At 59.8% G+C, this 22,747-nt stretch carries 39 protein-coding genes; 38 read left to right on the top strand and 1 reads right to left on the bottom strand.

Going from position 1 to position 22,747, the window contains the following annotated elements; all coding sequences use genetic code 11:
• The first annotated feature begins 10 nt into the window (after nt 1–10).
• The 25 genes from G6L01_RS20960 to G6L01_RS20840 all read left to right on the top strand — a co-directional run bounded on the left by G6L01_RS20960 (nt 11) and on the right by G6L01_RS20840 (nt 11,997).
• The gene (locus tag G6L01_RS20960; protein WP_174376607.1) at nt 11–298 is read left to right on the top strand and encodes a hypothetical protein; all 288 of its coding nucleotides are present in this window, start codon (nt 11–13) and stop codon (nt 296–298) included.
• Entirely contained in the window at nt 295–531 is a 237-nt protein-coding gene (locus G6L01_RS20955; RefSeq protein WP_174376606.1) for a hypothetical protein, read from the top strand. Before G6L01_RS20960 ends, G6L01_RS20955 begins: the two co-directional genes overlap by 4 nt.
• On the top strand, nt 528–788 hold the full coding sequence (locus tag G6L01_RS20950) for a hypothetical protein (protein ID WP_174376605.1): 261 nt from the start codon (nt 528–530) through the stop codon (nt 786–788). Before G6L01_RS20955 ends, G6L01_RS20950 begins: the two co-directional genes overlap by 4 nt.
• Nucleotides 785–1,099: a hypothetical protein gene (locus G6L01_RS20945; RefSeq protein ID WP_174376604.1), complete on the top strand. Its 315-nt coding sequence runs from the start codon at nt 785–787 to the stop codon at nt 1,097–1,099. Before G6L01_RS20950 ends, G6L01_RS20945 begins: the two co-directional genes overlap by 4 nt.
• Entirely contained in the window at nt 1,096–1,362 is a 267-nt protein-coding gene (locus G6L01_RS20940) for a hypothetical protein (protein ID WP_174376603.1), read from the top strand. Before G6L01_RS20945 ends, G6L01_RS20940 begins: the two co-directional genes overlap by 4 nt.
• Nucleotides 1,359–1,625 (top strand): hypothetical protein, encoded by a 267-nt coding sequence (locus G6L01_RS20935; RefSeq protein WP_345799430.1) that lies wholly within the window; start codon nt 1,359–1,361, stop codon nt 1,623–1,625. The genes G6L01_RS20940 and G6L01_RS20935 overlap by 4 nt, the downstream gene beginning before the upstream one ends.
• A complete protein-coding gene (locus G6L01_RS20930; RefSeq protein ID WP_174376601.1) occupies nt 1,622–2,269 on the top strand; it encodes a regulatory protein GemA in 648 nt (215 codons plus the stop codon). The genes G6L01_RS20935 and G6L01_RS20930 overlap by 4 nt, the downstream gene beginning before the upstream one ends.
• Nucleotides 2,269–2,430 (top strand): hypothetical protein, encoded by a 162-nt coding sequence (locus G6L01_RS20925; protein WP_174376600.1) that lies wholly within the window; start codon nt 2,269–2,271, stop codon nt 2,428–2,430. Before G6L01_RS20930 ends, G6L01_RS20925 begins: the two co-directional genes overlap by 1 nt.
• Nucleotides 2,427–3,131 carry an SAM-dependent DNA methyltransferase gene (locus G6L01_RS20920; protein ID WP_156597105.1) on the top strand — a complete coding sequence of 235 codons (705 nt, stop codon included), beginning with the start codon at nt 2,427–2,429 and terminating at the stop codon, nt 3,129–3,131. The genes G6L01_RS20925 and G6L01_RS20920 overlap by 4 nt, the downstream gene beginning before the upstream one ends.
• Complete coding sequence (locus G6L01_RS20915) at nt 3,131–3,568, top strand: ASCH domain-containing protein (RefSeq protein ID WP_174376599.1); 438 nt, start codon at nt 3,131–3,133, stop codon at nt 3,566–3,568. The genes G6L01_RS20920 and G6L01_RS20915 overlap by 1 nt, the downstream gene beginning before the upstream one ends.
• Entirely contained in the window at nt 3,565–3,822 is a 258-nt protein-coding gene (locus G6L01_RS20910; RefSeq protein WP_156597109.1) for a hypothetical protein, read from the top strand. The genes G6L01_RS20915 and G6L01_RS20910 overlap by 4 nt, the downstream gene beginning before the upstream one ends.
• 2 nt (nt 3,823–3,824) lie before the next feature.
• On the top strand, nt 3,825–4,016 hold the full coding sequence (locus G6L01_RS20905) for a hypothetical protein (protein ID WP_174084653.1): 192 nt from the start codon (nt 3,825–3,827) through the stop codon (nt 4,014–4,016).
• Nucleotides 4,009–4,368, top strand: a complete 360-nt coding sequence (locus G6L01_RS20900) for a hypothetical protein (protein WP_156631596.1) — start codon at nt 4,009–4,011, stop codon at nt 4,366–4,368. The genes G6L01_RS20905 and G6L01_RS20900 overlap by 8 nt, the downstream gene beginning before the upstream one ends.
• Nucleotides 4,369–4,469: 101 nt before the next feature.
• Entirely contained in the window at nt 4,470–5,306 is an 837-nt protein-coding gene (locus G6L01_RS20895) for a peptidoglycan-binding protein (protein WP_234906923.1), read from the top strand.
• The gene (locus G6L01_RS20890; protein ID WP_174376598.1) at nt 5,303–5,479 is read left to right on the top strand and encodes a hypothetical protein; all 177 of its coding nucleotides are present in this window, start codon (nt 5,303–5,305) and stop codon (nt 5,477–5,479) included. The genes G6L01_RS20895 and G6L01_RS20890 overlap by 4 nt, the downstream gene beginning before the upstream one ends.
• Nucleotides 5,479–5,748 carry an NAD(P)+ transhydrogenase beta chain gene (locus G6L01_RS20885; protein WP_174376597.1) on the top strand — a complete coding sequence of 90 codons (270 nt, stop codon included), beginning with the start codon at nt 5,479–5,481 and terminating at the stop codon, nt 5,746–5,748. The genes G6L01_RS20890 and G6L01_RS20885 overlap by 1 nt, the downstream gene beginning before the upstream one ends.
• On the top strand, nt 5,745–6,098 hold the full coding sequence (locus G6L01_RS20880; RefSeq protein ID WP_174376596.1) for a hypothetical protein: 354 nt from the start codon (nt 5,745–5,747) through the stop codon (nt 6,096–6,098). The genes G6L01_RS20885 and G6L01_RS20880 overlap by 4 nt, the downstream gene beginning before the upstream one ends.
• Nucleotides 6,028–6,303, top strand: a complete 276-nt coding sequence (locus tag G6L01_RS20875; protein WP_345799429.1) for a hypothetical protein — start codon at nt 6,028–6,030, stop codon at nt 6,301–6,303. The genes G6L01_RS20880 and G6L01_RS20875 overlap by 71 nt, the downstream gene beginning before the upstream one ends.
• A complete protein-coding gene (locus G6L01_RS20870) occupies nt 6,293–6,511 on the top strand; it encodes a TraR/DksA C4-type zinc finger protein (protein ID WP_174376594.1) in 219 nt (72 codons plus the stop codon). Before G6L01_RS20875 ends, G6L01_RS20870 begins: the two co-directional genes overlap by 11 nt.
• Nucleotides 6,508–6,891 (top strand): DUF2730 family protein, encoded by a 384-nt coding sequence (locus tag G6L01_RS20865; RefSeq protein WP_174376593.1) that lies wholly within the window; start codon nt 6,508–6,510, stop codon nt 6,889–6,891. Before G6L01_RS20870 ends, G6L01_RS20865 begins: the two co-directional genes overlap by 4 nt.
• The gene (locus G6L01_RS20860) at nt 6,872–7,189 is read left to right on the top strand and encodes a hypothetical protein (RefSeq protein ID WP_174084648.1); all 318 of its coding nucleotides are present in this window, start codon (nt 6,872–6,874) and stop codon (nt 7,187–7,189) included. The genes G6L01_RS20865 and G6L01_RS20860 overlap by 20 nt, the downstream gene beginning before the upstream one ends.
• 2 nt (nt 7,190–7,191) lie before the next feature.
• Nucleotides 7,192–7,794: a DUF3486 family protein gene (locus tag G6L01_RS20855; RefSeq protein ID WP_174084647.1), complete on the top strand. Its 603-nt coding sequence runs from the start codon at nt 7,192–7,194 to the stop codon at nt 7,792–7,794.
• The gene (locus tag G6L01_RS20850; protein ID WP_174084646.1) at nt 7,791–9,152 is read left to right on the top strand and encodes a terminase large subunit domain-containing protein; all 1,362 of its coding nucleotides are present in this window, start codon (nt 7,791–7,793) and stop codon (nt 9,150–9,152) included. Before G6L01_RS20855 ends, G6L01_RS20850 begins: the two co-directional genes overlap by 4 nt.
• Nucleotides 9,152–10,705 (top strand): DUF935 domain-containing protein, encoded by a 1,554-nt coding sequence (locus tag G6L01_RS20845; protein ID WP_174376592.1) that lies wholly within the window; start codon nt 9,152–9,154, stop codon nt 10,703–10,705. The genes G6L01_RS20850 and G6L01_RS20845 overlap by 1 nt, the downstream gene beginning before the upstream one ends.
• Nucleotides 10,702–11,997 carry a phage head morphogenesis protein gene (locus tag G6L01_RS20840; RefSeq protein ID WP_174376591.1) on the top strand — a complete coding sequence of 432 codons (1,296 nt, stop codon included), beginning with the start codon at nt 10,702–10,704 and terminating at the stop codon, nt 11,995–11,997. The genes G6L01_RS20845 and G6L01_RS20840 overlap by 4 nt, the downstream gene beginning before the upstream one ends.
• A 150-nt stretch (nt 11,998–12,147) precedes the next feature.
• On the opposite strand, the gene G6L01_RS20835 is transcribed toward G6L01_RS20840, so the two are convergent.
• On the bottom strand, nt 12,148–12,354 hold the full coding sequence (locus tag G6L01_RS20835; protein WP_174084643.1) for a hypothetical protein: 207 nt from the start codon (nt 12,352–12,354) through the stop codon (nt 12,148–12,150).
• 9 nt (nt 12,355–12,363) lie between these two features.
• Between G6L01_RS20835 and G6L01_RS20830 the strand changes: the two genes are divergently transcribed.
• The 13 genes from G6L01_RS20830 to G6L01_RS20770 all read left to right on the top strand — a co-directional run bounded on the left by G6L01_RS20830 (nt 12,364) and on the right by G6L01_RS20770 (nt 22,729).
• A complete protein-coding gene (locus G6L01_RS20830) occupies nt 12,364–13,449 on the top strand; it encodes a phage protease (protein ID WP_174084642.1) in 1,086 nt (361 codons plus the stop codon).
• Complete coding sequence (locus tag G6L01_RS20825) at nt 13,446–13,853, top strand: hypothetical protein (RefSeq protein WP_174084641.1); 408 nt, start codon at nt 13,446–13,448, stop codon at nt 13,851–13,853. The genes G6L01_RS20830 and G6L01_RS20825 overlap by 4 nt, the downstream gene beginning before the upstream one ends.
• 12 nt (nt 13,854–13,865) lie before the next feature.
• Entirely contained in the window at nt 13,866–14,762 is an 897-nt protein-coding gene (locus G6L01_RS20820) for a Mu-like prophage major head subunit gpT family protein (RefSeq protein WP_174376590.1), read from the top strand.
• Between the two features lie 105 nt (nt 14,763–14,867).
• Nucleotides 14,868–15,209 (top strand): hypothetical protein, encoded by a 342-nt coding sequence (locus G6L01_RS20815; protein WP_174376589.1) that lies wholly within the window; start codon nt 14,868–14,870, stop codon nt 15,207–15,209.
• A 9-nt stretch (nt 15,210–15,218) separates the two neighbouring features.
• Entirely contained in the window at nt 15,219–15,656 is a 438-nt protein-coding gene (locus G6L01_RS20810; RefSeq protein WP_174376588.1) for a gp436 family protein, read from the top strand.
• Nucleotide 15,657: 1 nt separating this feature from the next.
• Nucleotides 15,658–16,233 (top strand): phage virion morphogenesis protein, encoded by a 576-nt coding sequence (locus G6L01_RS20805; protein ID WP_174376587.1) that lies wholly within the window; start codon nt 15,658–15,660, stop codon nt 16,231–16,233.
• On the top strand, nt 16,230–16,646 hold the full coding sequence (locus G6L01_RS20800) for a phage tail terminator protein (protein WP_174376586.1): 417 nt from the start codon (nt 16,230–16,232) through the stop codon (nt 16,644–16,646). The genes G6L01_RS20805 and G6L01_RS20800 overlap by 4 nt, the downstream gene beginning before the upstream one ends.
• Nucleotides 16,643–16,813 (top strand): hypothetical protein, encoded by a 171-nt coding sequence (locus G6L01_RS20795; RefSeq protein ID WP_174376585.1) that lies wholly within the window; start codon nt 16,643–16,645, stop codon nt 16,811–16,813. The genes G6L01_RS20800 and G6L01_RS20795 overlap by 4 nt, the downstream gene beginning before the upstream one ends.
• 3 nt (nt 16,814–16,816) lie before the next feature.
• Nucleotides 16,817–17,743 (top strand): phage tail tube protein, encoded by a 927-nt coding sequence (locus G6L01_RS20790; protein WP_174376584.1) that lies wholly within the window; start codon nt 16,817–16,819, stop codon nt 17,741–17,743.
• A 33-nt stretch (nt 17,744–17,776) separates the two neighbouring features.
• Nucleotides 17,777–18,229: a hypothetical protein gene (locus tag G6L01_RS20785; RefSeq protein ID WP_174084633.1), complete on the top strand. Its 453-nt coding sequence runs from the start codon at nt 17,777–17,779 to the stop codon at nt 18,227–18,229.
• Nucleotides 18,230–18,279: 50 nt separating this feature from the next.
• Complete coding sequence (locus tag G6L01_RS20780; RefSeq protein ID WP_174376583.1) at nt 18,280–18,585, top strand: DUF1799 domain-containing protein; 306 nt, start codon at nt 18,280–18,282, stop codon at nt 18,583–18,585.
• The gene (locus G6L01_RS20775; protein WP_345799428.1) at nt 18,582–22,310 is read left to right on the top strand and encodes a phage tail length tape measure family protein; all 3,729 of its coding nucleotides are present in this window, start codon (nt 18,582–18,584) and stop codon (nt 22,308–22,310) included. Before G6L01_RS20780 ends, G6L01_RS20775 begins: the two co-directional genes overlap by 4 nt.
• On the top strand, nt 22,307–22,729 hold the full coding sequence (locus G6L01_RS20770; protein ID WP_174376581.1) for a hypothetical protein: 423 nt from the start codon (nt 22,307–22,309) through the stop codon (nt 22,727–22,729). The genes G6L01_RS20775 and G6L01_RS20770 overlap by 4 nt, the downstream gene beginning before the upstream one ends.
• Nucleotides 22,730–22,747 lie beyond the last annotated feature (18 nt).

Below are 22,747 nucleotides of genomic sequence, written 5' to 3'. Positions count from 1 at the left end.
GGGCATAGCGATGAAAGAGAGATTTGTATTTGAAGTGACCCAGCGGGTGTACGTTTACATCGAGCCAGAGAAGCTCGCTCCCCTTATGCCGGAGTTTAACGCCTCTATCTCGGACTTTGGTGATGGGGACCATGCCTTAGAGCGCCATGCAAAGCATATCGCTGAGTTGGCGACTTGTGGCGGGTACGACTTCGATCCTGACGATTTCGTTGAAGGATATGGCATCGTGAAGGACGCCGGCATTGATGTCATCATTTCAAATGACGTCTTCTGCGATCGTGTGGGAGGTGCGGCATGAGCCACCTTTACGCAAAACTGAAAGCCGAAAAGACCTGCCCTGTCTGCTGCGCGCATGCCATGCCGGTTACCGAACAGCAGGAGCGCATGCTGTTGGTGCGCTTCGAGTGCAGCGCGACGTTCGGGGTGAGCGGCATCCTGAACACCATCAATGCCATTGAGCCATGCCCGACGCCGTCTCAGGTGGCCGCCGATCATCTGATGGCGGAAGCAGCCTTGGCAGGTGCGGCATGAGCACGGTTAAAATCTATATTGCTGACAATCGCCTTCATTCGGCTTTGCGGGTTACGGCAAGCATTTTCCTACTCGTCATTGGACCGATTGCTATCGGCGTACTCGCAAATAGCCAAGCCCTTCAATGGGCAGGCTTTATCTTCGGCTGGCTGACTTTCGTTGGGTATGCTGCGAGGCTCACCAGACGATACACGTCTCTTTCCATTGCAGAGGCCCGCAAGCGGCTTGATGAGATGGAAAAGGAAGGTGCGGCATGACGCACTCACCGTCCTTTGCCGCCTTGCGCGACACCGTCATCGACAACCAGGTCTTCCAGGCAGCCTGCCGCCGCCATGCCCGCAGCAACGGCTCGTCTGAGGCTATTGCCATGGCCGTGCTATCAGCCGCTGGCTTTCCGAATCTCTACATTGACGCCCTACGCTATCGCTGGCTACGGGTGCGCACTCTCGAAAGTATCGAGCCGCGTGGCCCGGTTGCCATCATGTCGCCGGAGATCGAGATCCTGTCCGGCGACCTCCTAGACCAAGTCGTTGACGCGGCCATGGATGCGGAGGCTGAACTGCCATGAGCATGATCTATCTCTCAGAAGCATCGCGCCTGAAGAAATACTCCGCCGCCGTGACTGGTTCACAAGCGGTCGTGAAAATCGAGGTCGCGGTTTCAGACCACGGCAGCCTCGGTTTTCTGCTCGATGAGCTTTCCAAGATCGAGAAGGATCAGGCCGTACGTGACAAAGCCAAGAAGTTGGCCGAGCGACAATCGAAGGCGTCCAAGCCTCTCGCGATCTCCGCTCCCCTGAAGCAGATACCGTATTTCGAAGGAGACGAATGATGTTCTTCACTGAAGTTAAGCTTTGGATGGTGCTTTATGCTGGATCTCAGATCGGAGGCACGTGGGGACCGCTTCCGTACGATATGGAGGAATGCAAGCGTCGTGCAGAAGATGGAAACCGGATCATCGCACAAACTCAAACGCAGCCGGAAATCATCGCGAAAATGGAAGAAGGCGGAATACAGGTTCCGTTGCGCGACTGGATGTTTGTTTGCGAGGAGCATGATGCGCGGCCGCAGATTGATAATGGAGCGAGCAAATGACCTCATCTATCGCAGCCATTCACGTTGCCAGGAAGCAGCTCGGCCTGGACGAAGACACCTACCGGGCCAAGCTCAAAAACATCACCGGCAAGCCATCCGCCAAAGACATGACAGAGGCAGAGCGCCAGAAGGTGCTTACGGTATTTCGCAACGAAGGCTTTGCCCCGGCTTCGGCCGGCGCTGGCAAGCGCAAAACGTTGGCTGGAAAGTTCGTCAAGAAGCTCCAGGCGCTGTGGATCGCGGGCTGGAACCTTGGCGTGGTCGAGAACCGGGACGACGCGGCATTGCTGGCCTTTGTGACCCGCCAGACCGGTCTCGATCATGTTCGATTCCTGCACCACGCCGATGATGCCAAGAAAGCGATTGAGGGGCTGAAAACATGGCTGGCCCGCGAGGCTGGTGTCGGCTTCGGCAACACCAACGGCCAAGAGTGGCTGGCCAGCGACGGCGCGAAGATCGCTTGGGCGCAGTGGAAGATCCTCAATCCCGGCGTGAGCCTGATCGTACGCAAGGGCTTTGATGCGCAAGTCGCCTCATTGCTCGATCTGTCGAATGTCTGGCTGGCCGATGTGAAGCCGAGCCAGTGGCAGACCGTCATGAATGCGCTTGGCGAACGGGTGCGTGCCCAAAAGGCGGCTGCGTGATGGTGAAGAAAAAGAAGCCGGTCACTATCACCATGAAGCTGAACCGCGATGGAACCATGAATATCCGTTCTACCGGTGGCTTCGATCTTCACAAGCTTTTCCCGCCCAAGTCCAAGGATGATCAGGATGACAGGTCTCCCGTCGAAAAGGCAGGTGAATGATGCGCGGCTCCGCCAATGTCATGAACAGCCGAAACCATCCAAAGGGTTCGCTCGATTTCTTCCCGACGCCGCCCTGGTCAACGCGGGCTGTTCTTCACGAGCTGCTCTTGCCGCTCAACCTTCGGCTCGACACCATGATCGTCAGAGACCCATGTGTCGGCGGAGGCCATATGCTCGGACCTCTGCGCGAAGTGTTCAAGCAGGTCGATTTTGCGGATGTGCATGATTGGGGAATCAATCCACCGATCCGTGATTTCACCTTCGAGACAATCGCCAGCCTTGAAGCGGATGGCGAAAAGCGCCCGGACTGGATTTTTGCCAATCCCCCCTTTGAGATCGCCGCTGCTTTTTTCCAACAGGCGTTCGCAATAGCCCGGCGCGGAGTGGCCTTTCTTGTTCGCGCCAGCTGGCTGTCCGGACAGGAGCGGTACAATACGATTTATCACCTGCACCGGCCGACGTTCGTTGCGCATCATGCTGAACGGGTCGCGATGATCGAAGGCGTTTGGGACCCGGAAGCGTCCAGCGCCACGGATTATGTCTGGATCATCTGGATACAAGGATGGGTGCCTCAACCAACCGTGTGGCTTCGCCCAGGCATGCAAGACAAATACACAAAGATAACTGACATGGCGCTTGCAACACCTGGGGAAGCCAAGCGCCGCGCAGCTGCCCGCAAGGCAAAAGCGGAGGTTGTCTGATGGTCGCCTACGGCTTCAAGAAATTCTTCGCGGCACAGATCGAGGACGGCACCAAGACCCACACGATCCGGGGCCATCGCCGCCGCCATGCCCATGTCGGCGAACCCGTCCAGCTCTTCCAGGGGCTGCGGACCCAGCATTGCCGGAAGATCATCAACGATCCGATCTGCGTTGCCGTCTTGCCGATCGTCATCATGTCCAGCGACCTGATCGACGCTGGCATTGTTTACATCGCCATCAACGGCCAACCGCTGCACCGCGATGAGATCGAGCCATTCGCGGCCTCGGACGGTTTTGATCCGATCCGGTTGAAAGGCATCGCACCGGCAAAGTTGATCGGCGCGACGGCACGGGAAACCATGGGCCGGTTTTGGCGCGACAGTCATGACAAGAACATCTTCCAAGGTGTCCTGATCAGGTGGGAGCCGCGCGCATGAGCCAAAAGCCTCCAGCCAAACCCATGCCAGAAACCGGCTTCACCATTGCCGTCGTCACTGACCACGCTGTCCTTCGTTTTCTGGAGCGCCGGCACGGCATCGATGTCGAGGCGATCCGCTCCGAGATCCGCGCCATATGCAGCACAGGCGTCCGGTTCGGTGCAGCCAAGGTGATTGCTGACGGGATGAAATTCGTCATCCAGGACGAAGGCGTCGTGACCTGCTTTCGCGTCCAGCCGGGCAAAAGGATCTGACGATGACGCCGGTCCTGCCTCTCTTTCTCAAGGGTGATTTGAAGAGGCTTCAGGACCGCCGTGAAGCGCTTGTGAAGCGCATTGAAAACATGAGGCCGCACGAACGCGGCAAATTCGAAAAGCTTGGAGAGTTGAAAGCCGTGACCCGCGAAATCCTGATCCTCGAACAGCAGCTGGAGGTGCGCCGTGGCTGAAATCCGCGTTCCCGCCCATGTCCAGCCGTATGTGACGGCGGTCGGCATCGAGAAGGCTATCCAGTTCCTCCTGGCCTTCGGAGGGTCGTATGTCTACCTCTCGGAAAGTCCTCAGACGGAGTCCGCAGTGGCCGAAGAACTCGGCAAGGACGCCGCTATCAGTCTGGCAGCCAAGGTCGGCTCTGGTCCATTATATGTGCCCACAGCAAAGCCCTTTATCGCCAGCCATTTAAAGTATAATAAGGGGCTGAACACGAACGACATTGCCCGCCAACTGCACACGACACATAAGACAGTGAGCAAATGGCTGCGGTCCGGTGAAACCAATCAACTCGATCTTTTCGAATTTTGACCCGGTCACCCTACCGGCTGTTTTGATGCGCCCATAACGAGCAAAACTCGTCCTCAGCAAAGCCGGTCTTGCCCGGCTTTTTTCTTTAGCTGGGGGCTGCCTTGGATCAGTTGTCGTCTCGTATTGATATTAATGTCCTTAGGCAGGTCGCGCCTTATGCGCCTTCCAAGAAGGTTGGCGCCCAGGCTACCATCCTGCGCAGCCTGAGTATGGTCCTGCCTGAACTGCTGGCGTCTATCAGCATCGATACATCCCTGCGGATATCCCATTTCCTGGCGCAGATCTGCCACGAGAGCGATGGCTTTTGCGCGATCGAGGAATATGCCTCCGGACAGGATTACGAGGGTCGAGCGGATCTTGGGAACACCAAGCCGGGCGATGGTGTCCGGTACAAGGGACGTAGCCCTCTGCAACTGACCGGTCGAGGCAATTACCGAGCCTTCACCGCCTGGATGCGCAAGCGAAACCCAGGATGCCCGGATTTCGAAGCGGAGCCGGCGCTGGTTGCGACGTGGCCTTGGGCGGGCTGGGCCATGATCTATTTCTGGGACGTCAAAAAGCTTAACGCTGTTGCGGATCGCGATGACCTCGTGGCTCTCACCAGGGTCATCAACGGCGGCAAGAACGGCTTGGCCGACCGTGCAGCCTGCCTCACGCGAGCAAAGCTTGCTGTCGGGAACTTGGCTGGCAACATGCAGACTGCCCAACAGGGAAGCATCGCGTTGGTGCGGGGTATGTCCGGCGATGCAGTTGAATGGCTACAGCGCGCCCTGCAGGCTAGTGGCTACTATCTCCTGTCCATTGACGGCCAGTTCGGCGCGGGCACGGAAGCGGCGCTTAAGGCATTTCAGCGGGCGAACGGTCTGACCGTTGACGGCATAGCCGGTCGGGACACTAGGGCCGCGCTTCTGACCTATGCGTCGGAGGCTAAGCCATGAATATCAGTCTCAAACGGAAGATCTGCATGACGGCAATCTTCTTTGCCATTTACGCAGCCATCTGCTCCGGCATCGGTTTCATCATTGGCTTGGGCGTCTTGCATCTACTCGTGAGTGCCATGATCGCCATTCCTTTTAGCTGGATGATCCGCCAGACTTGGAGTGACGATTGATGGAAAAGCCATCTTACAGCACCACCAAACGCGCCCTGTGGCTATCCTCGGCGATGGCTTGGGCAGTCATTCTCATTCTGGCGGTCAGTGCTGCCATCAACGATAAGTCCGTGGAGCTTGGCTCGATTGCTTTGCCCTCCATGGTCGCCATCATTGTCGGTATCCTCGGAATTCATCGGGGTTTCGGCTCTCTCGACATGCATTTCATGACGCGGGGACCAAAGCCTGATCCGCCTTTCCTTGAGCCTCCCGCCGGAGGTCAATCATGAGCCGCACCCTTATCGCCGGTTTGGCTGCTCTTGCGGTTCTTGCCGCCATCATCTGGGGCGGAGTGGCTGCGATCGACAAGATCAAGACCATGGTGGACACAGCCGCCAAAACCGCCCGCAGCGAGCGAGACAACTATTGGCGCGCGGAGATCGAGAAATCGAATGCTGCCGCCCAGGCAAAGATTGCCGAGACCCTCAAGCAAACCATGGCCGCGCAGGACGCGGCTCGCGATCAGATCGAGGCCGCCAATCAGCGTGCCGACGCCTTGGAGAAACAGAATGCGTCTCTGCCCGATGATGGCACTGGTGGGATTAGCCGCGCTCGCGTCCGGCTGCTCAATCAGCGCTGAGACCCCGCCCGTGGTCAAGACCGTCTATGTCGAGCGTGAGGTTCCGAAGGCATCCAAGGTGCCTTGCGATGATCCTGTTCCGTTGCCCGATCGGCGACTTAATGAGCCGGAAACCACGTCCTATTGGGGCAAGGATCGCACCGCCCTCCGGGCTTGTGAGGCGCGCCGCGCTGCCGCCGTGTCCGGGGGTTCCAATGTTCAGTAACATTCATTTCGAGCTGGCGGAGGAAAGGGTCGAACAGGAGCGAGCGGCCAAAGTCGCGGCAGCTCGTGCGGATCTCAACAAGGTCGGTGCAGACGAGTGCGTCGATTGCGGGCGGCAGATCCCACTGGCGCGCCGGCTTGCCTATCCGGCTGCCGCCCGTTGCATCGACTGTCAGACGTCGATCGAGCGTGAGGTTTATTGCCGATGATCCTCGATATGACAGCTATCGGCGTTCTGATCTCGCTGGCGCTCAACAGCATCAATCTGCTCACGCAGTTCCGCACGATGATGTCGACGGGTGAAAAGAAGCTCGAAGAGCGGATGGTCAAAGCGGAATCGAAGCTGGTCGAATACGACCGGCGCATCCAGGCGATCGAGAGCGAGCTGAAGCATCTGCCTGATCGCGGAACGACCCACCGCCTTGAACTGTCCATGGCGGAAATCGCCGGGCGTCTCAACACGATCGAAGTTGCACAAGCAGGCCGATTTTCGGCCATGGAGCAAAAACTAGCCCCCATCCAGGCCATGGGCGAACGGCTGAACGAAGTCCTTTTGGAGCAAGCAAAGAATGAACAGCATCGCGGTTGATTACGAAAAACTGACCAGGGAGAAAGCCCGTCTGGTCATTCTTCAGGAGCTGGCAAAGCAGACCAACGAAAGTCTGTCGTCCCCGTTTTTCGACGGGGCGCTTCGTCTGAGTGCCATCTATCAGGACCTGCCATGGGTCAATCAGCAGATCGAATATTTGCGCAACTTGAGTGCGGTGAAGGTTCTCGATGTTGATGAGGAGGTGAAAATCGCCACCCTGACGGATCATGGAAAACGTCACCTTGACCGGGAAATCACCATTCAGGGTGTCCAGCGCCCGCGCCGTCCGGGGATCTGACCATGGCGAAGGGACGCGGCCGGCTGAGTTCGCTCCAACTGCTGCCGAGGGAATGCAACCATGTGGTCCAATGGGCGGCAGAGCAGCTTCAGGATACGAGCACCTCGCAGATCGATATCTACAAGGAGTTCGTCACCAAGCTGGAACAGGTGCAAAAGGAGTCTCGTGGCGAACTGGACTTCAAGATCCCGAGCTTCAGCTCGTTCAACAGATATTCGATCAATCTGGACGAACTGACACGTCAGATCAACGAAGCGAGAGAGATGGCGTCGGCGGTCGCATCAACCTTCGATGCCGAGGAAAGCGACGATCTTACGCTTGTGGCAACCGAGGCCATAAAGGCTCTCGTGTTGGCCAGCACCCGAACCAAGAGAGACACGATTGACCCGAAGGGCATCGCCTCCCTGGCTGCCGCTCTTCACAAAGCATCCCAAGCTCAATCGGTATCCTCGGACCGCCGGCGCAAGGTTGAGACCGACTTCAAACAGAAGGCCGAGAAGGTGTTCGCGACGGTCTCGGGCCAGATGGATGCCGATGGCAAGCCCGACGGCAAAGAAGTGCTGCGCAAGATCCGCGAAGACATCTACGGGATCTTTGAGAAATGAAGTCACCAGCCGTCCCTCTCTATGGCTACCAGCAGCGCTGGCTGCTTGATCGCTCGCGCTTCAAGCTGGGTATGTTTGCCCGCCAGACCGGCAAGACCTTCACGACCACGCTGGAGACTGTGGACACCTGCTTTGAAGCGGCCGTGAAGGGTAAGCGTGAGCGCTGGGTGATCCTGTCACGCGGTGAGCGCCAGGCGCGCGAAGCCATGAACGAAGGGATCAAGGTCCATTGCAAGGCCTATGATCTTGCCTTTCAGGAAGCGGAGTTCGATTGGGAAGGCGAGAGCGGCACGCATAAAGCCTTGGAAGTGACCCTGCCGCATGGATCGAAGATCACGGCGCTGCCAGCCAATCCGGACACGGCACGCGGCTTTTCCGCCAATGTCTTTCTGGACGAATTTGCCTTCCACAAGGATAGCCAGCAGATCTGGCGGGCGCTCTTTCCGGTCATTTCCAAGGGCTGGAATATCAGGGTCACGTCCACCCCAAACGGCAAGAGCAATAAATTCTACGAACTGGCCACCGGGCCGGCCGATGACGTCTGGAGCCGCCACGTCGTCGATATCTATCAGGCGGTGCGGGATGGCTTGCCCCGCGACATCGAGGAACTGCGCGCCGGTCTGGCAGATGAAGATAGCTGGGCGCAGGAGTTTGAACTGAAGTGGCTGGACGAGGCGAGTGCCTGGCTGTCCTACGATCTGATTTCGTCCTGTGAGGATGAGCGTGCCGGAGACCCGGAAGGCTATCAGGGCAATGTCTGCTTCGTCGGTCGCGATATTGGCCGGCGCGAGGACCTGCATGTCATCTGGGTCTGGGAACTGATCGGTGATGTGCTTTGGGAGCGTGAGCGGATTGAGCAAAAGCGCGCCACCTTTGCGCAGATGGACGAAGCCTTCGATGATGTCATGACCCGCTACCGCGTCGGCCGGGCGTGTATCGACCAGACGGGCATGGGCGAGAAAGTCACGGAAGACGCACAGACCCGCTATGGCAGCCGTGTCGAAGGCGTATTGTTCACCGGGCCAAACAAGCTTGTCATGGCGACGCGCGGCAAAGAGCGGTTCGAGGATCGCACCGTGCGTATCAGCCAGGGCGATCAGAAGCTGCGCGCCGATCTTCACAAACTGCGCAAGGTAGCTTCTGCCACAGGCGCGCCTCGCTTTGTGGCCGAGCGCGATGAAGACCATGCCGACCGCACCTGGGCGGCCTTCCTGGGCATCCTTGCCGCTGATGGCGTTGTTGGTGAATACGACTACGAGCCAGCCCCCCCGCCCAAATCCAAATTTGCAGAGAGCCAGGGCGATGATGAACAAGCCTATCGCATGGCATCAATGCGCAACAGACGCGGAGGCTATTGATGGCCCAGATCCTCGACCAGTATGGCAACCCGATCCGCACCAGCCAGATGAAGCAGGAGCAGGCAGCACCCACGGTGACCGGCGTGCGCCGTCCGTTCGGCAATCATCAGGCTCCCGGCCTGACGCCTCCGAAGCTCGCCCGCATTCTGCGCGAATCGATCGATGGCGATCCGGAGCGCTACCTTGAGCTTGCCGAAGACATGGAGGAGCGCAACGAACATTATGCCGGCGTTCTCGGTGTGCGCAAACGGCAGGTTTCCGGGCTGGAGATCACGGTCGAAGCCGCCAGCGATAGCGCCGATGATGTCGCGGCGGCTGATCTGGTGCGCGATGTTATTGACCGCGACGATCTTGAAGACGAGCTGTTCGACATTCTCGACGCGATTGGCAAAGGCTTTTCCTGTACCGAAATCATCTGGGATACGTCTGAGGGACAGTGGACCGTTGGCGCGCTCAAGTGGCGTGATCCGCGTTGGTTTGTATTCGATCGCAACGACGGGGAAACGCTTCGCCTTCGTGGCCCGGCTGGCGACGAGGATCTGTGGTCTGCCAAGTGGATCGTTCACCGCGCCAAGATCAAGTCCGGCCTGACGATCCGAGGCGGCTTGGCCCGATCGGCGGCCTGGGCCTATCTGTTCAAAACCTTCACGTCATCCGACTGGGCCATCTTCTGCGAGGCCTTCGGACAGCCGCTCAGGCTCGGAAAGTATGGGCCGAATGCCAGCGAGGACGACAAGGCCGCGCTGCTGCGAGCCGTCTCCAGCATTGCCGCCGACTTTGCCGCAATCGTACCCGATGGCATGGTGGTCGATTTCGTCGAGGCTTCGATCTCTGGCAGCATCGATCTTTATGAGAGACGCGCCGACTGGCTCGACCGACAGGTTTCCAAGCTTGTCCTGGGACAGACCGCCACAACAGATGCACAGGCAGGCGGCTATGCTGTCGGTAAAGTGCATGACGGCGTGCGCGACGATATCGAGCGCGCCGATGCCCGCCAGTTGGCCGCGTCCCTGAACCGTGATCTTGTCATCCCGCTGGTCTCGCTCAACCTTGGCCCGCGCAAAAAATATCCGAAAATCCGTATCGGTCGGCCGGATGAAACGGACATCAACAATCTGGTGTCCAATGTCGTCAAGCTGGTTCCGCTCGGCCTGAAAGTCGGCATGTCCACCATGCGCGACAAGATCGGCCTGCCTGATCCTGGCAAGGACGAAGAAATCCTGATGCCGGCCGCAGCGGCAGCGCAGCCGCCTGCCGATCAGACGGACAGCGGACCGCCTGCGATTGCCACCCAAAGCCAGATGGCCCGCGCCGATCGCGATGCTATCGATGCGGCAGCCGCCCAGATCGCGGCTGATGACTGGCAGGAGATGACGCCGCCTGTGGTCGGTGGTTTGGCCGAGGCACTGAGCAAGGCAACCTCGATCGCTGAGGCACAGGCGATCCTTGCGGCTCAAGTCAGCGCCATGGGTGTCAATGCCTTTGTCGAGCAGCTCGCCCGTGCGGCGTTCTCAGCCCGGATCTCCGGTGAAGCCGATGAGCCGCTTTCATGACGGCGACGATTGCGGCGCTGAAGCCGGAAGACGCCATCAAGGCCCTGAAGGCGCGCGGCGAACAGCTCGCACCGTCCTTCTCCTGGCAGGACGTCTATGCCGAGGAGCATGCCAAACAGTTCACGGTCGCCAAGTCGGCCGGGTTCGATATCCTCACGGACCTTTTCGACGGCCTTCAAACCAGCCTTGAAGAGGGCAAGACGTTTCGGGATTTCGCCAGCCAGGTGACGCCGGTCCTCCAGGCTAAGGGCTGGTGGGGCGTCCAGGATGTGACCGATCCCCTGACGGGAGAGCTTCGCAAAGCGCAGCTCGGTTCGACACGTCGCCTGCAATTGATCTTCGACGTGAACCTGCGGGTGTCTTACGCGGCAGGCCATTGGGCGGCCTTTGAGCGCAACAAGGCGCGCCGGCCTTGGCTGCGCTATGTCTGCATTCTGGACGACCACACCCGGCCGGAACATCGCAAGCGGCATAATCTCTGCCTGCCCGTCGATCACCCCTATTGGGACACCTGGGCACCGCCGTGCGGTTGGAATTGCCGCTGCACCTTGCAAAGCCTGTCGGATCGCGATGTCGAGCGCATGCGGGGTGAGTTGAAGTTCACGCCGCCTGACGATGACTTCGTTGCCTTCACCAACAAGCGCACGGGCGAAGTCCTGATGATTCCGCGGGGCATCGATCCTGGCTGGGATCATAATCCCGGCAAGGCCGGATACCGGGCATTCGATGCGGCGGAAAAGCTGATCAATGCACCGCCGATCATGGCCGCCCAGGTCAACAAAGATCCCGACTGGCTGGTCAGGCCGCTCGGAGATGACTTTGCTAGGTGGTTTGACGCGGCCACAGCGGGCGGGCGCGTGGATCGGTCCCTCGTCGTGGTTGGCGCTTTGTCCGAGGACGTCCTGGCATCTCTTGCCCAGGGCGGGATTGCGCCTCAGTCAGGTGCCATCACCCTGACCCAGCAAGCGGCTCTGCATATGATCCGCGATGCCAAGGCCGGGGTAGGAAAGACCGTCGATATTGCGGCGCTCCGACAGTTGCCGGCCAATCTCAGTCGGCCGAGGGCGGTACTGCGGGATAAGCGCGACGGTGCGCTTCTTTATGTGTTCGACAGCGGCCAAGAGCCGCGTCTGGCCAAGATCGTCGTGAAGGTCGATTTTGCAGACAAGGCACGGCCACCAGGGGGAAAAACGCAAACGATCGTCACCAACTCGATCCGAACGGCGGGGCTTGTGGATCAGGCCACGCTATCTGATCCAGCCACATATGAAACTCTGTTTGGGAAGGTTTGATGATCGCCGAGGGGGTACGCCACTTTCCCCGTAGCAGTGTCACCGTTGCCAGGACGGGATCACCAAACCGGACGTGCGATTTCCCGGTTGTCACGGCGATCATCAAGATCATGATACGCCCCTCGGCAATAGATTTCAACATGATCGAATTTAAGCGCCATAGACGCGCGCAAGGCGGTTGAACGGCCAGTGACGCAGGGCAAGGCCCTCAAGCGCACCCAAGGGCTTCAAACCGGCTTCAAATTCGAAGCCTTGCCTCTCTCCCCCGTCGTGATATGAGTTGGTTGGCCGCATCGTCACGGCAAGCAATTCACCCGGTAACCCTACCGGCTGTTTTACTTTATCGGGCCGGGGCAATCTCGCCCCATGACGAAACGCACCCAAAACCTCTTTTCCGGCCTTGTTGCCGCCCATGCCGTGATGCTGGGTGGGGCGGACGCCGCTTTGCCTGCCGAAGGCTCGTCCGGGCACTGGATCATGCTGCTGCCGATCGGATCGTTTTCCGGTCGCGACGGTCGCGGTCCCTATTCGACCAATGGCCTTGAAGGCATGCGGGCCGTGATTGCTTCCACCGAGCAGCGCGCCGGCAGTACCGACCTCGTGGTCGATTACGATCACCAGACGCAGTTCTCGGCTGTGCCCGGTGTCGGCGGCCAAGCGCCGGCTGCCGGCTGGATCAAGCAGCTCGATGCCCGTCCCGATGGCCTCTATGGCTTGGTCGAATGGACAGACAAGGCAGCCCAGGCCATCCGGGCTGGCGAGTATCGCTACATTTCCCCCGTCTACCAGCACGATAAGGCCGGCCAGGTGCTGCGGCTGATTTCGGCCGGATTGACCAATGTGCCCAATCTCGAACTTGCGGCCGTGGCCGCCAGTGCCCAGCAAAATTGCGCTCAACCCAACCAGGAAAACGATATGAAGAGAATTGCCGCCGCCTTGGGGCTTTCCGAGGACGCGGATGAGAACGCCATTCTCATCGCGATCAACAGCGTGCTGACCGGCAATGCGGCGATTGCCGCTGCTGCTGGTGTGTCCGCCACCGCCAAACCAGCCGAGATCGTCACCGCGATCAATTCCGCACGCGCCGAAGTCGATCCCACGAAGTTCGTGCCGATCGAGCAGGTCGCGGCACTCCAGACTGGTTTGAAGGCGCTTCAAACCAAGATCGAAGGCGAAGAGGCCGAGACCGCCGTCAACCGGGCGATCACCGAAGGCAGGCTTACGCCGGCGCTGAAGGCCTGGGGCCTTGATCTGCACAGGAAAGACGCCGCAGCCTTCAAGGCCTTTGCCGACGCGTCTCCGGTTCTGACGGCAACCCAGCGCGCTGGCGTCACGCCGCCCGGCAATGGCGCCGACACGACAGATCTGACGACCGAGGATCTGGCGGTCATGAGCCAGATGGGTCTCAGCAAGGAAGCTTTCCTCAAGGCCAAGAAAGGCGGTGACGCATGACGGCTCTGACCGCAGACCGCAACACCGCCCAGCGGAGCGGCGATAACCGCAATTTCCCGGTCAAGGCATCGGCTACTCTCTTTGCCGGTGCCATGGTGGCAATCGACACGACCGGCATGCTGGTCCCGGCCGGCGCGACGGCAACCCTGAAGGTCGTCGGCCGCAACGAGCGCCAGATCGTCAATGCTGGCGCTGACGGCAGTGTCCGCGCCGACGTCAAAACAGGCATCTTCCGGTTTGCCAATTCGGCATCGACGGACGCCATCGCCTTGGCTGATATCGGATCGGACTGCTACGCGGTCGACGATCAGACGGTCGCCAAAACCTCCAATTCTTCCGCACGTCCAGTTGCCGGCACGATCTTCGATGTCGATGACCAGGGCGTGTGGGTCACGTTCTCTTAAAGAGGCCCGTCCATGCTGATCACCCGTCAATCTCTCCAGTCGGCTTTCGTCGGCTTCAATACCGCCTTCCAGGCGGGCCTCGCGATGTCAACGGCTCAATGGTCTCAGGTCGCGACCTTGGTGCCATCGACCACCAAGACCCAGGAATACGGCTGGCTCGGTCAGTTTCCTGGCATGCGCGAGTGGATCGGCGACCGCGTCGTCAATGGTCTTGCCCGCCACGGCTATGCGCTGACCAACAAGTCCTACGAGACGACGATCGGCGTTGATCGCGATGACTTCGAAGACGACAATCTCGGCATTTACGGGCCGATGTTCCAGCAGCTTGGCCAGAATGCCACGATGTTCCCCGACGAACTGGTCTGGGGTCTTATCAAGAACGGCTTTGCCACCAAATGCTACGATGGCCAGTATTTCTTCGACACCGACCATCCTGTCCTCGATGCCGCTGGCAACGTGACCTCTGTTGCCAACACAGATGGCGGGACGGGTACTGCCTGGTTCCTGGTCGACAATAGCCGTGCCTTGAAGCCGTTGATCTACCAGCAGCGCAAGCCCTTCAGCAATCTGATCCGCAAGGACCAGGAAAATGACGACAACGTCTTTTTCAGGAAGGAATACGTCTACGGCCTGGATGGCCGCTGCCAGGTTGGTTTCGGCTTCTGGCAACAGGCCTGGGGTTCGAAGCAGACGCTCAACGCTGCGAACTACGAAGTGGGGCGCGTCGGCCTCGGCAGCCTGAAGGCTGACTATGGCAAACCACTGGCCATCAATCCGCGCCTGCTCATCGTGCCGCCGTCTCTGGAAGGGGCGGCCCGCAAGATTGTCGGCAACCAGCTGACCGACAATGGCGGCACCAACCAGTGGTACGGCACGGCTGAGGTTCTGGTCTGCCCGTATCTCGCCTGATCCCAATCATCGCCTCCCAGGCAGGGGCCGTCAGCTTCGGCTGGCGGTTCCTGATGCAAGAGCCGGGTTTCGGCTTTTTCACCAGGAACCGGAAAGGATCACATCATGGCTTCGAAGAAAGACGATACCGCTGGCAGCACCGAAGAGGGCTGGCTTGAGCAGTTCCAGGAGATGACAGAGGAGGAGTTCAAAAAGCTCTATCCGCTGACCCATGCCCTGTGGCGTTCCTGGGACAAAGCGGTTGAACCCGTGCTGCGGGTTATTTCCACCGTCGCTGGCTTCCGGCGCGGCGGCGTCGTCCACACGACCGAACCGGCTCTCCACGACCTGAAGGATCTGCATCCGGAAAAGATCGAGCAGATCCTGGCTGAACCTGCACTTACCGCCGATCTGGTCGAGAAGCCCGTCGTATCCGACGCGGACGCCGACACCAAGACGGAAGCCTAAGAGGGCGCTATGACCTATTGCACAAAGCAGGATCTGATTGACCGGTTCGGCGAGAAGGAACTGATCCAGCTGACCGACCGCGTCACGCCGCCTGCTTTGGCAATCGACGACACCGTGGTCGCCCGCGCCATTGCGGACGCCACGGCATTTGCGGACGGGTATATCGGCAAAGCCTACAAGTTGCCGCTGGTGACCATCCCCGAGGTGCTGACCAAGGTGACCTGCGATGTCGCCCGCTACTATCTGCATTTCAAGGGCGTCGAGAAGGACAGCCCGATCCAGCGGACCTACGACCAGGCGCTGTCCTATTTCCGTGATGTCGCCAAGGGTGTCGTCCAACTGGTCGAAACCGACACGGGCGAAGTGCCGCCAGCGCCGGGCGGCGGTCAGGTCCAGGTGGTCGCGCCGGCCAAAGTGTTTTCCCGCCAGTCGCTGAGAGGCTACTGACATGTCCGGCACCTCGATCGAGATCCGCGACGGCTTGTCGCCCACGCTTAACCGGCTCGTGACCATCTCGGAAAACCCGGCCGAGGTCATGGGCGATGTTGCGGCTTACATGCTGACCTCGACTCAGCAGCGGTTTGAGCGCGAGATCGGGCCGGACGGCCAGAAATGGCAGCCGCTCAAGGGACGCACGGCCAGCGCCAGAGCGGGTCGCGGACGCAAGTTGCGTGGAAGCGACCATATCCTGCGCGATACCGGTCGGCTCTACAATTCGTTGACCTCCAGTGCCGATGCCACCAGCGCCACCGTGGGCACCAATGTCGAATATGCCGCCATTCATCAGTTCGGCGGTGTGATCAAGCAGGGCGAGCGCACCCAGAAACTCAGCCTGAAGCGGATACGCGGATCAAAGAAGGTCCGGTTCGTCAAAGCCGGGACCAAGGGCGCGATCGAGCGCGAGGCAACGATCGGCGCACGAGACATCACCATGCCCGCCCGGCCTTATCTTGGCATCAACGACGCCGATCGCGACGAGATCGGCACCATCATCATGACGGACTTTGGAAGGGCAATTGAATGATCGTTTTTGAAGTCATGGATCGGTTGAAGCAGACCGGAACGCCCTTCGTCCTGGTCGAGGGTGCCAACGAACTGGCTGAGGTCACAGACCGGCCGACGAACACGCCCGCCGTCTATGTCTTCGTCAGCGGTGAAACCTCCGGCGAAAACCAGCGCATCACGGGGCCGATGCTCCAGCGCATGTCGATGGATATTTCCGTTGTCATCATCACCGAGAATGCGGCTGGAGCAGAAAGTGCTGCCCGCGATATCGAAACATTGAAGGCGTGGGTACGCGGCAAGCTGCTCGGCTTTACGCCAGCCGATGCAGATCCGCTCGAACACATCACCGGCAAATTACAGCAGGCCAAGGACGGCATGGTCTGGTTCGAAGACGTGTTTGGCACGGCCATCTACCAGGAGGAACAACCATGACGAACCCGCAGACGGGCGGCAGCTATCGCCGTGAACAGGATGGGACTTTGACCCGCATCGAGGCCAACGCCCCGGTCGCGGTCGAATCGGAAACAACGGTTGCCGAACCAACAACCGAAACGTCGGACGCGGTTGAAGAGACCAGCGCCAAGAAGGGGAAGGCCTGAGCCATGACGAAATACGCACGCAATAAGGCCCTGCTGGTCAAGCCTGAAACGGTCTATGGGACTGATGTCGTTCCCACGGGTGCCGCCAATGCCATCCAGGCCAGCAATTTTAATTTTGAGCCGCTGCTGGGAACCGATGTCAGTCGCGACCTGATCCTGCCCTATATGGGCCATCAGGGCGTGATCCTGACTGGCAACTACGCCCGCGTCGGCTTCGATGTCGAAGTCGCCGGTTCCGGTGCGGCTGGGACTGCGCCCGCGTGGGGCGTGCCGATGCGCGCCTGCGGCATGGCCGAGGTGATCACGGCGGGAGCGGACGTCAAATATACGCCGATCTCCGGAGGCTTCGAATCGGCCTCGATCTATTTCGTCAACGATGGCATCAAGCATGTCCTGCTCGGCGCGCGCGGCACTTGGAAGCTCGACATGCAGCCGAACCAGATTGCTCGCTTCAGTTTCACGCTCACCGGCCTTCTCGGCACGATCACGGATGCCGCCAACCCGGCGATCGACACGACCAAGTTCATCAAGCCGGTCCCGGTTTCCAAGGCAAACACAACCTTCTCATTGCTCGGTTATGCCGGTGCCTGCGAAGCGTTCTCGTTCGATCTCGCGGCTGACATCCAGCCGCGTCTCCTGATCAACGAGGAAAGCATCGAATATACCGATCGCCAGATGACCGGCGAGGCAACGATGGCGACGACGTCTCTTGCGACCGTCGACTGGTTTGCCAAAGCACAGGCCCACGACATCGGTGTCATGGCCGCCCAGCATGGCACGGTCGCCGGCAATATCGTCCAGTTCGATGCCGCCCGCGTGCAGATCGGCCGCACGACGTATGGGGAAACCCAGAAGATCCTCAACAACAAGATGCCGCTGATGTTGCTGCCGACTGTCGGCAACGACGAATTCACCATCACCGTCAAGTAAGCCCGAAAGGGCATTCGAAAGAGGCTTTAAAGCATGTTCAAACTCGTCCCGACCCTGACCGCCTGGTGGCCCGTTTCCGTGCTGGAGCCGGACAGCAACAATCCCGGCAAGCTGAAGGAAGAGACTTTCGAGGCCGAGATCGTCATCCGGGGCAAGGACGAGTTAAAGCCCTATGACGACAAGCGGGCCGAGCTTGTCGGCAAGCTTCCGACCGCCGAAGAATTTGCTACCGATTACAAGGCCGCGTCTGAGAAAGCCGCCGAGATCCGCAAGCAGATCGAGGCGCATGACCAGAGCATGTTCCACCTGATGATTTCCAACTGGCGCGGCATACTCGATGCCAACGATCAGCCGCTCCCGTTCTCCGCCGACAATCTTGACATGGCGCTTGGCTTTGACCGCATCCGCGTCGGTCTTAACCGCGCTTACGAGGAAGCCGTCTCCAACGACAAGGCTCGCCTGGGAAACTCCAAAGCCTTGCACTGAGCTGGGCGTGTCATCGCACAGGCAAGATCGACTGGACCAAGCCACAGTCGATGACAGCGGATGTCAGGGCTGATTTTGCCGCTTTCGGTGCGGCTGTCGCGGTTACGGATGATGATGTCGACGAAGACTTCGATCCGGTCGCGGCCTGCAATTGGGAAAGCCTGATGGCTTTTCTGGCCTGCGATACGCAGTGGCGTGTCGTCGGTGTCGGCCTTGGAGGCATGATCTGGATCGGCCTCGATTATAGCGCCTGCGATGTCGTGTTTCGCAGGGGCAGATACAGCGATCCGGTCTGGGATGATTTGCGGGTGATGGAGGAAGCGGCGCTGCCCGTCCTCAACAGTGGAGACGAATGATGGCCACCCCTTTGAAACTTGCCGCCACCGTAACGCTCGATGCCAGCCAGGTGCCTGCCGGTGCTCAGTCTGCGAAACAGGCGATTGCTGGCATCGGCACGGAAGCCACGGCCAGCGCCACCAAACTCCAGCAGATGATTGCCGCGCAGACCGGTTTGGGATCTCCTGCCGCCAATCAGAATGTCCGCGAGTGGACCGGTGCCTTGGCAATGCAGGGGCGTTCGCTTGACGAGTTGCGGGCCAAATACAATCCGTTATTTGCGACCGTTAATCAGTACAAGGCGTCGCTAACAGAGATCCGCACCCTTCATGCTCAAGGCGTGCTGTCCACCAATGAAATGACGGCGGCGATCTCGCGCAATCGGCAGGCAACGCTTGCCTCGATCGAGGCGATCAAGGGCCGCAATTCAGCAAGCAACGGCGACCGCAACAGTCAGTTCCGGCGTCAGAACCTGACCTATCAGGTGTTCGACGTTGCGCAGTCGAGTGCCCTCGGAATGCCGCTTGCCATGGTGGCCATGCAGCAAGGGCCGCAGGTTATCCAGATGTATGCCGGCCAGGGCGGGGTGAATGCTGCGCTGAAGGATCTCGGCACTATTGCTGCCAATGCAGGCCGGTTGATCACGCCGCTCTCTGTCAGCATTGGCGGACTTGCTGCCGTTGCTGCGGTCGGGGCTACTGCCTGGAGCGGCTATCTGTCCTCGATCAAGGAGGTCGAGACGGCGGCAAATGGTCTCGGTCGTGCTGTTGCCGGATCTGCTGCCAGCATGGAAGCATCTGCCCAGGCCGGAGCCGCCAGCGCCGGCATCTCGGTCAAGGCTGCCCGCTCGATGGAAGCAGCCTTCCTGCGCACTGGTCGGATCGGCAATGAGAACTACGAAGGCCTGATTTCGATCAGCAAGGATTTTGCCGCAACGATCGGCACGGATGCCGCCTCGGCCGGCCAGGCACTGGCCGACTTGTTTGCCGATCCGGCAAAGGCAGCCCAGACGCTCTATCAGCAATATGGGTTGATCGATGCGGCCACAGCCAAGCAGGCAACCAATCTGGCAGCACAGAACCGGCAATCCGAGGCGCAAGCCGTGTTGCTGAAGGCCTTACCCCCGCAACTGGCTTCGGCTGCGGAAGCGACGACCGCGCTAGGTCGGGCTTGGAACGGGGTTAGCACGGCGTCCAGCAATGCCTTCGATTGGATGGGAAAAACAGCTGATAAGGCAGCAGGCATCAAGACCCTGGCAGAACGGATTGCCGGGCTTCGAAACCAGCTTTCTGTCGGTGGACCCACCGGGCGCGGGGCGCGCGGGTCTGATAAAATCCAGGCCGAGCTGGATGCCGCGTTGGCGCAACAGGCCAGTGAACAGGCGGCCGAGGCTGAACGCCAGCGGAAGGCGGAACAAAACAGATTGAGTGTCGCCGCAATCGGGGCTGCTGAATCGTCGCCTTCCAATGCGGATGCACTCAAACGTCAATCACTGACCAATAGTATTGCGGCAATGAACGTCGATCTCAGTGGTCCAGGTGTCACCGATGAACAACGTAAGATGGTCACTACTGCCATCGAGGCGCAGACGCGGGCGCTCGATGCGCTCAATAATCGCCAGAGCCGCGCGAACGAGCTGGACCGCCTGGACATCCAGATCCAGAACGAACGCAACCCACTGGTCCGGGCCGATCTGGAGGCGCGCCGTACCCAGTTGCAGCTTGCTGATCAGGAATTAGGTAGTGAGAAAGTCTCGGCCGCCGCAGCTCAGGCCCGCAACCGTGTCATTCAGGAAACGATTGCATCGTCCCAGACACAAGCCGCCGATATGGCTTCTGAGATCGCCGTTCGGGCGCGCCTGGCTGCGCAAGTAGCAGCCGGGACATTGACCGGTGCGCAGGCCCAAACGCAGATGGAATCGGAAATCCAGTTGCGTCCGCTGATCGCGGCTGCGGCCAAGGCGGAGGGCAAAGAGAAGGAACAGTTGCTCGCCGTGATCGAGCAGCTTCGATCCGGCTATTCCGGTCTTGCCGCTGCCCAGCGAGAGGCAAATGTCGCCTCCTATCTGCGCGACCAGAAGACGGGCAATGACCGGCTCGGGTTTCAGATCGGTATTGCTGGCAAGAGCCAGACCGAACAGACTGGTTTGCTGGCGCAATACGATGCCGAGCTGAAGATCCGCGAGCTAGGCTTGGAAGCCTCCAGTGCTCAGGCCAACCAGATCCGGCGCGGTGCGAGCGCCCAGGCGCAGATGAATGCCGAGCTTTCCAGAACCAGTGAAGCCTGGAGCAGCATCCGCAAATCATCCGAAAGCGCCATCGATGGGATCGTTGACGGCCTGTCGTCGGGAGACATTTCCGGGGCGCTTGAAGGGATTTCGAAGGACATTCAAAAGACCGTCCTGGATCTCGCGGTGAAGAACCCGCTCAAGAACGCGCTGACCGGATCGAACTACGGTACGCTGGCCGATGTTGGTGGCGTCAAAGGCGTTGCCAGCAACCTGCTCGGCGACAGTAAATCTGTCGGCTCCATGGCGGTGACGGCTGGCACTGTCATGATCAATGGTGGCGTGGCCGGGACTGGCGTTGCAGCGACCGGGCTGCAAGCTGCCAACGCCAACACGGCGGGCAGTCCGTCTGCCAATGCCCTGACCGGCCTCGGACAGTCGATGTCCAGCGCCGGCAATTATAAGGGCGGCGGCGTCGATCCGCGTCTGACGGATATCCTGAACACCGCTGCCCAGCGTACACCGGGATACAAGGTCGATGCGATTTCCGGCTTTCGGGCTGGCGACCCGCGTTTCCATGGCAAGGGGCTGGCAACCGACGTTCAGTTGACCGACCTCGCCAGTGGCAAAAAGCTTGGCAACTATCAGGACGCCAGCAGCTTCGGTTCATACGAGAAGTTTGCCCAGACGGCGCGTTCCGTCCAGATGGAGAAATATCCGGAGCTGGCCAACCAGTTCCGCTGGGGCGGTTACTTTGGCGGCGGCAAAGGCAAATACGGCGCGCTCGATACCATGCATTTTGACCTTGGCGGCGACAAGGCTGGCATGGGCGGCGGCTCCTGGGACAAGGGCCTGACCTCGGCACAGTCATCCCTATGGCCGGGCATTCAATCGTCCAGCACCAAGGCCGCCGATGCGCTTAACCAGTTTTCGACGGGCACGGCGGCTGCAAACCAGAACCTCGGCGTGTTCGGGAACGGCTTGAGCCAACTCGGCAATGGCCTGACGGGCCTTCTGTCTGGCGGCAGCTCCGGGCTGTCGTCGATCCTGTCCGGCCTGACATCGAGCAGCTTCAAGACCAACACGACGCTCGGCTCGTTCCTGACCAACGGTTTCGACGGTGGCGGGTTTACCGGCGCTGGTGGACGCAAGGAGCCTGCCGGCGTCGTGCATAAAGGGGAAGTCGTCTGGAGCCAGGACGATGTGGCGCGGGCGGGCGGTGCGGCAACCGTCGATGCCATGCGGCTTGGCTATCGCGGCTATGACAAGGGTGGTGTGGTTGGTGGATCGGCCGCCGCCAGCAAATCGTCCAACGACAATGGTGGCGGCAACATTACCGTTCACAATTATTCCAAAGCCAATGTTCAGGCCGAACAGACCACGGATGCGAGTGGCCGCCGTCAGACCAAGTTCGTGATTGCGGACATGACAGGGGATGCGATCGGCACCAAAGGTGGCAAGGCGTCAAAGACGATTGAGCAGCAATATGGCATCAAGAAGAAAGGGATCGCCCGATGACGGTTCCAATCTGGCCCGATGTCTTGCCGCGTCCGGAGCGCGACACATGGCAACGGACAACGACCGATCCTCGCCTGAAGCGGCAAAACGACGGAGCGGTGCCAAGCTATCGCCGTCGCTTTTCTGCCGTCGCCAGATCGGTCACTTTGTCCATTCTGATCAGTCGCGCCGGCAAGGCCGTGTTTGATCAGTTCTACGAGGAACTGACCGGCTATGGCGCGACGCCCTTCTACATGCCGGACCCGACCACCGACAGCTGGCCGCTGCTGGATGACACCGGCAAACCGCTCCTGACCGATACCGGCCGGCCGATCCTGCTTGGCGAACAATGGCTGGTCTTGTTCGGGGACACGCCACCCAGCGAAGCGGTGGTGGGTGTCGAGTTTAGAATTTCCTTCAGCGTGACGGTGATGCCATGAACAGAGAAACTAAGTTTG

The sequence above is a fragment of the Agrobacterium vitis genome, assembly GCF_013337045.2.
GTDB classification, from domain to species: Bacteria; Pseudomonadota; Alphaproteobacteria; order Rhizobiales; family Rhizobiaceae; genus Allorhizobium; species Allorhizobium vitis_B.
The sequence above is the reverse complement of the archived record's forward strand: the minus strand, read 5'-3'. Positions and strand labels throughout refer to the sequence as shown.

What these genes read in the sequence shown, in the direction of transcription:
- G6L01_RS20960 (WP_174376607.1), top strand. Translation starts at nt 11, where the DNA reads ATGAAAGAGAGATTTGTATTTGAAGTGACCCAGCGGGTGTACGTTTAC.
- G6L01_RS20955 (WP_174376606.1), top strand. Translation starts at nt 295, where the DNA reads ATGAGCCACCTTTACGCAAAACTGAAAGCCGAAAAGACCTGCCCTGTC.
- G6L01_RS20950 (WP_174376605.1), top strand. Translation starts at nt 528, where the DNA reads ATGAGCACGGTTAAAATCTATATTGCTGACAATCGCCTTCATTCGGCT.
- G6L01_RS20945 (WP_174376604.1), top strand. Translation starts at nt 785, where the DNA reads ATGACGCACTCACCGTCCTTTGCCGCCTTGCGCGACACCGTCATCGAC.
- G6L01_RS20940 (WP_174376603.1), top strand. Translation starts at nt 1,096, where the DNA reads ATGAGCATGATCTATCTCTCAGAAGCATCGCGCCTGAAGAAATACTCC.
- G6L01_RS20935 (WP_345799430.1), top strand. Translation starts at nt 1,359, where the DNA reads ATGATGTTCTTCACTGAAGTTAAGCTTTGGATGGTGCTTTATGCTGGA.
- G6L01_RS20930 (WP_174376601.1), top strand. Translation starts at nt 1,622, where the DNA reads ATGACCTCATCTATCGCAGCCATTCACGTTGCCAGGAAGCAGCTCGGC.
- G6L01_RS20925 (WP_174376600.1), top strand. Translation starts at nt 2,269, where the DNA reads ATGGTGAAGAAAAAGAAGCCGGTCACTATCACCATGAAGCTGAACCGC.
- G6L01_RS20920 (WP_156597105.1), top strand. Translation starts at nt 2,427, where the DNA reads ATGATGCGCGGCTCCGCCAATGTCATGAACAGCCGAAACCATCCAAAG.
- G6L01_RS20915 (WP_174376599.1), top strand. Translation starts at nt 3,131, where the DNA reads ATGGTCGCCTACGGCTTCAAGAAATTCTTCGCGGCACAGATCGAGGAC.
- G6L01_RS20910 (WP_156597109.1), top strand. Translation starts at nt 3,565, where the DNA reads ATGAGCCAAAAGCCTCCAGCCAAACCCATGCCAGAAACCGGCTTCACC.
- G6L01_RS20905 (WP_174084653.1), top strand. Translation starts at nt 3,825, where the DNA reads ATGACGCCGGTCCTGCCTCTCTTTCTCAAGGGTGATTTGAAGAGGCTT.
- G6L01_RS20890 (WP_174376598.1), top strand. Translation starts at nt 5,303, where the DNA reads ATGAATATCAGTCTCAAACGGAAGATCTGCATGACGGCAATCTTCTTT.
- G6L01_RS20885 (WP_174376597.1), top strand. Translation starts at nt 5,479, where the DNA reads ATGGAAAAGCCATCTTACAGCACCACCAAACGCGCCCTGTGGCTATCC.
- G6L01_RS20880 (WP_174376596.1), top strand. Translation starts at nt 5,745, where the DNA reads ATGAGCCGCACCCTTATCGCCGGTTTGGCTGCTCTTGCGGTTCTTGCC.
- G6L01_RS20875 (WP_345799429.1), top strand. Translation starts at nt 6,028, where the DNA reads ATGCGTCTCTGCCCGATGATGGCACTGGTGGGATTAGCCGCGCTCGCG.
- G6L01_RS20870 (WP_174376594.1), top strand. Translation starts at nt 6,293, where the DNA reads ATGTTCAGTAACATTCATTTCGAGCTGGCGGAGGAAAGGGTCGAACAG.
- G6L01_RS20865 (WP_174376593.1), top strand. Translation starts at nt 6,508, where the DNA reads ATGATCCTCGATATGACAGCTATCGGCGTTCTGATCTCGCTGGCGCTC.
- G6L01_RS20860 (WP_174084648.1), top strand. Translation starts at nt 6,872, where the DNA reads ATGAACAGCATCGCGGTTGATTACGAAAAACTGACCAGGGAGAAAGCC.
- G6L01_RS20855 (WP_174084647.1), top strand. Translation starts at nt 7,192, where the DNA reads ATGGCGAAGGGACGCGGCCGGCTGAGTTCGCTCCAACTGCTGCCGAGG.
- G6L01_RS20850 (WP_174084646.1), top strand. Translation starts at nt 7,791, where the DNA reads ATGAAGTCACCAGCCGTCCCTCTCTATGGCTACCAGCAGCGCTGGCTG.
- G6L01_RS20845 (WP_174376592.1), top strand. Translation starts at nt 9,152, where the DNA reads ATGGCCCAGATCCTCGACCAGTATGGCAACCCGATCCGCACCAGCCAG.
- G6L01_RS20840 (WP_174376591.1), top strand. Translation starts at nt 10,702, where the DNA reads ATGACGGCGACGATTGCGGCGCTGAAGCCGGAAGACGCCATCAAGGCC.
- G6L01_RS20830 (WP_174084642.1), top strand. Translation starts at nt 12,364, where the DNA reads ATGACGAAACGCACCCAAAACCTCTTTTCCGGCCTTGTTGCCGCCCAT.
- G6L01_RS20825 (WP_174084641.1), top strand. Translation starts at nt 13,446, where the DNA reads ATGACGGCTCTGACCGCAGACCGCAACACCGCCCAGCGGAGCGGCGAT.
- G6L01_RS20820 (WP_174376590.1), top strand. Translation starts at nt 13,866, where the DNA reads ATGCTGATCACCCGTCAATCTCTCCAGTCGGCTTTCGTCGGCTTCAAT.
- G6L01_RS20815 (WP_174376589.1), top strand. Translation starts at nt 14,868, where the DNA reads ATGGCTTCGAAGAAAGACGATACCGCTGGCAGCACCGAAGAGGGCTGG.
- G6L01_RS20810 (WP_174376588.1), top strand. Translation starts at nt 15,219, where the DNA reads ATGACCTATTGCACAAAGCAGGATCTGATTGACCGGTTCGGCGAGAAG.
- G6L01_RS20805 (WP_174376587.1), top strand. Translation starts at nt 15,658, where the DNA reads ATGTCCGGCACCTCGATCGAGATCCGCGACGGCTTGTCGCCCACGCTT.
- G6L01_RS20800 (WP_174376586.1), top strand. Translation starts at nt 16,230, where the DNA reads ATGATCGTTTTTGAAGTCATGGATCGGTTGAAGCAGACCGGAACGCCC.
- G6L01_RS20795 (WP_174376585.1), top strand. Translation starts at nt 16,643, where the DNA reads ATGACGAACCCGCAGACGGGCGGCAGCTATCGCCGTGAACAGGATGGG.
- G6L01_RS20790 (WP_174376584.1), top strand. Translation starts at nt 16,817, where the DNA reads ATGACGAAATACGCACGCAATAAGGCCCTGCTGGTCAAGCCTGAAACG.
- G6L01_RS20785 (WP_174084633.1), top strand. Translation starts at nt 17,777, where the DNA reads ATGTTCAAACTCGTCCCGACCCTGACCGCCTGGTGGCCCGTTTCCGTG.
- G6L01_RS20780 (WP_174376583.1), top strand. Translation starts at nt 18,280, where the DNA reads ATGACAGCGGATGTCAGGGCTGATTTTGCCGCTTTCGGTGCGGCTGTC.
- G6L01_RS20775 (WP_345799428.1), top strand. Translation starts at nt 18,582, where the DNA reads ATGATGGCCACCCCTTTGAAACTTGCCGCCACCGTAACGCTCGATGCC.
- G6L01_RS20770 (WP_174376581.1), top strand. Translation starts at nt 22,307, where the DNA reads ATGACGGTTCCAATCTGGCCCGATGTCTTGCCGCGTCCGGAGCGCGAC.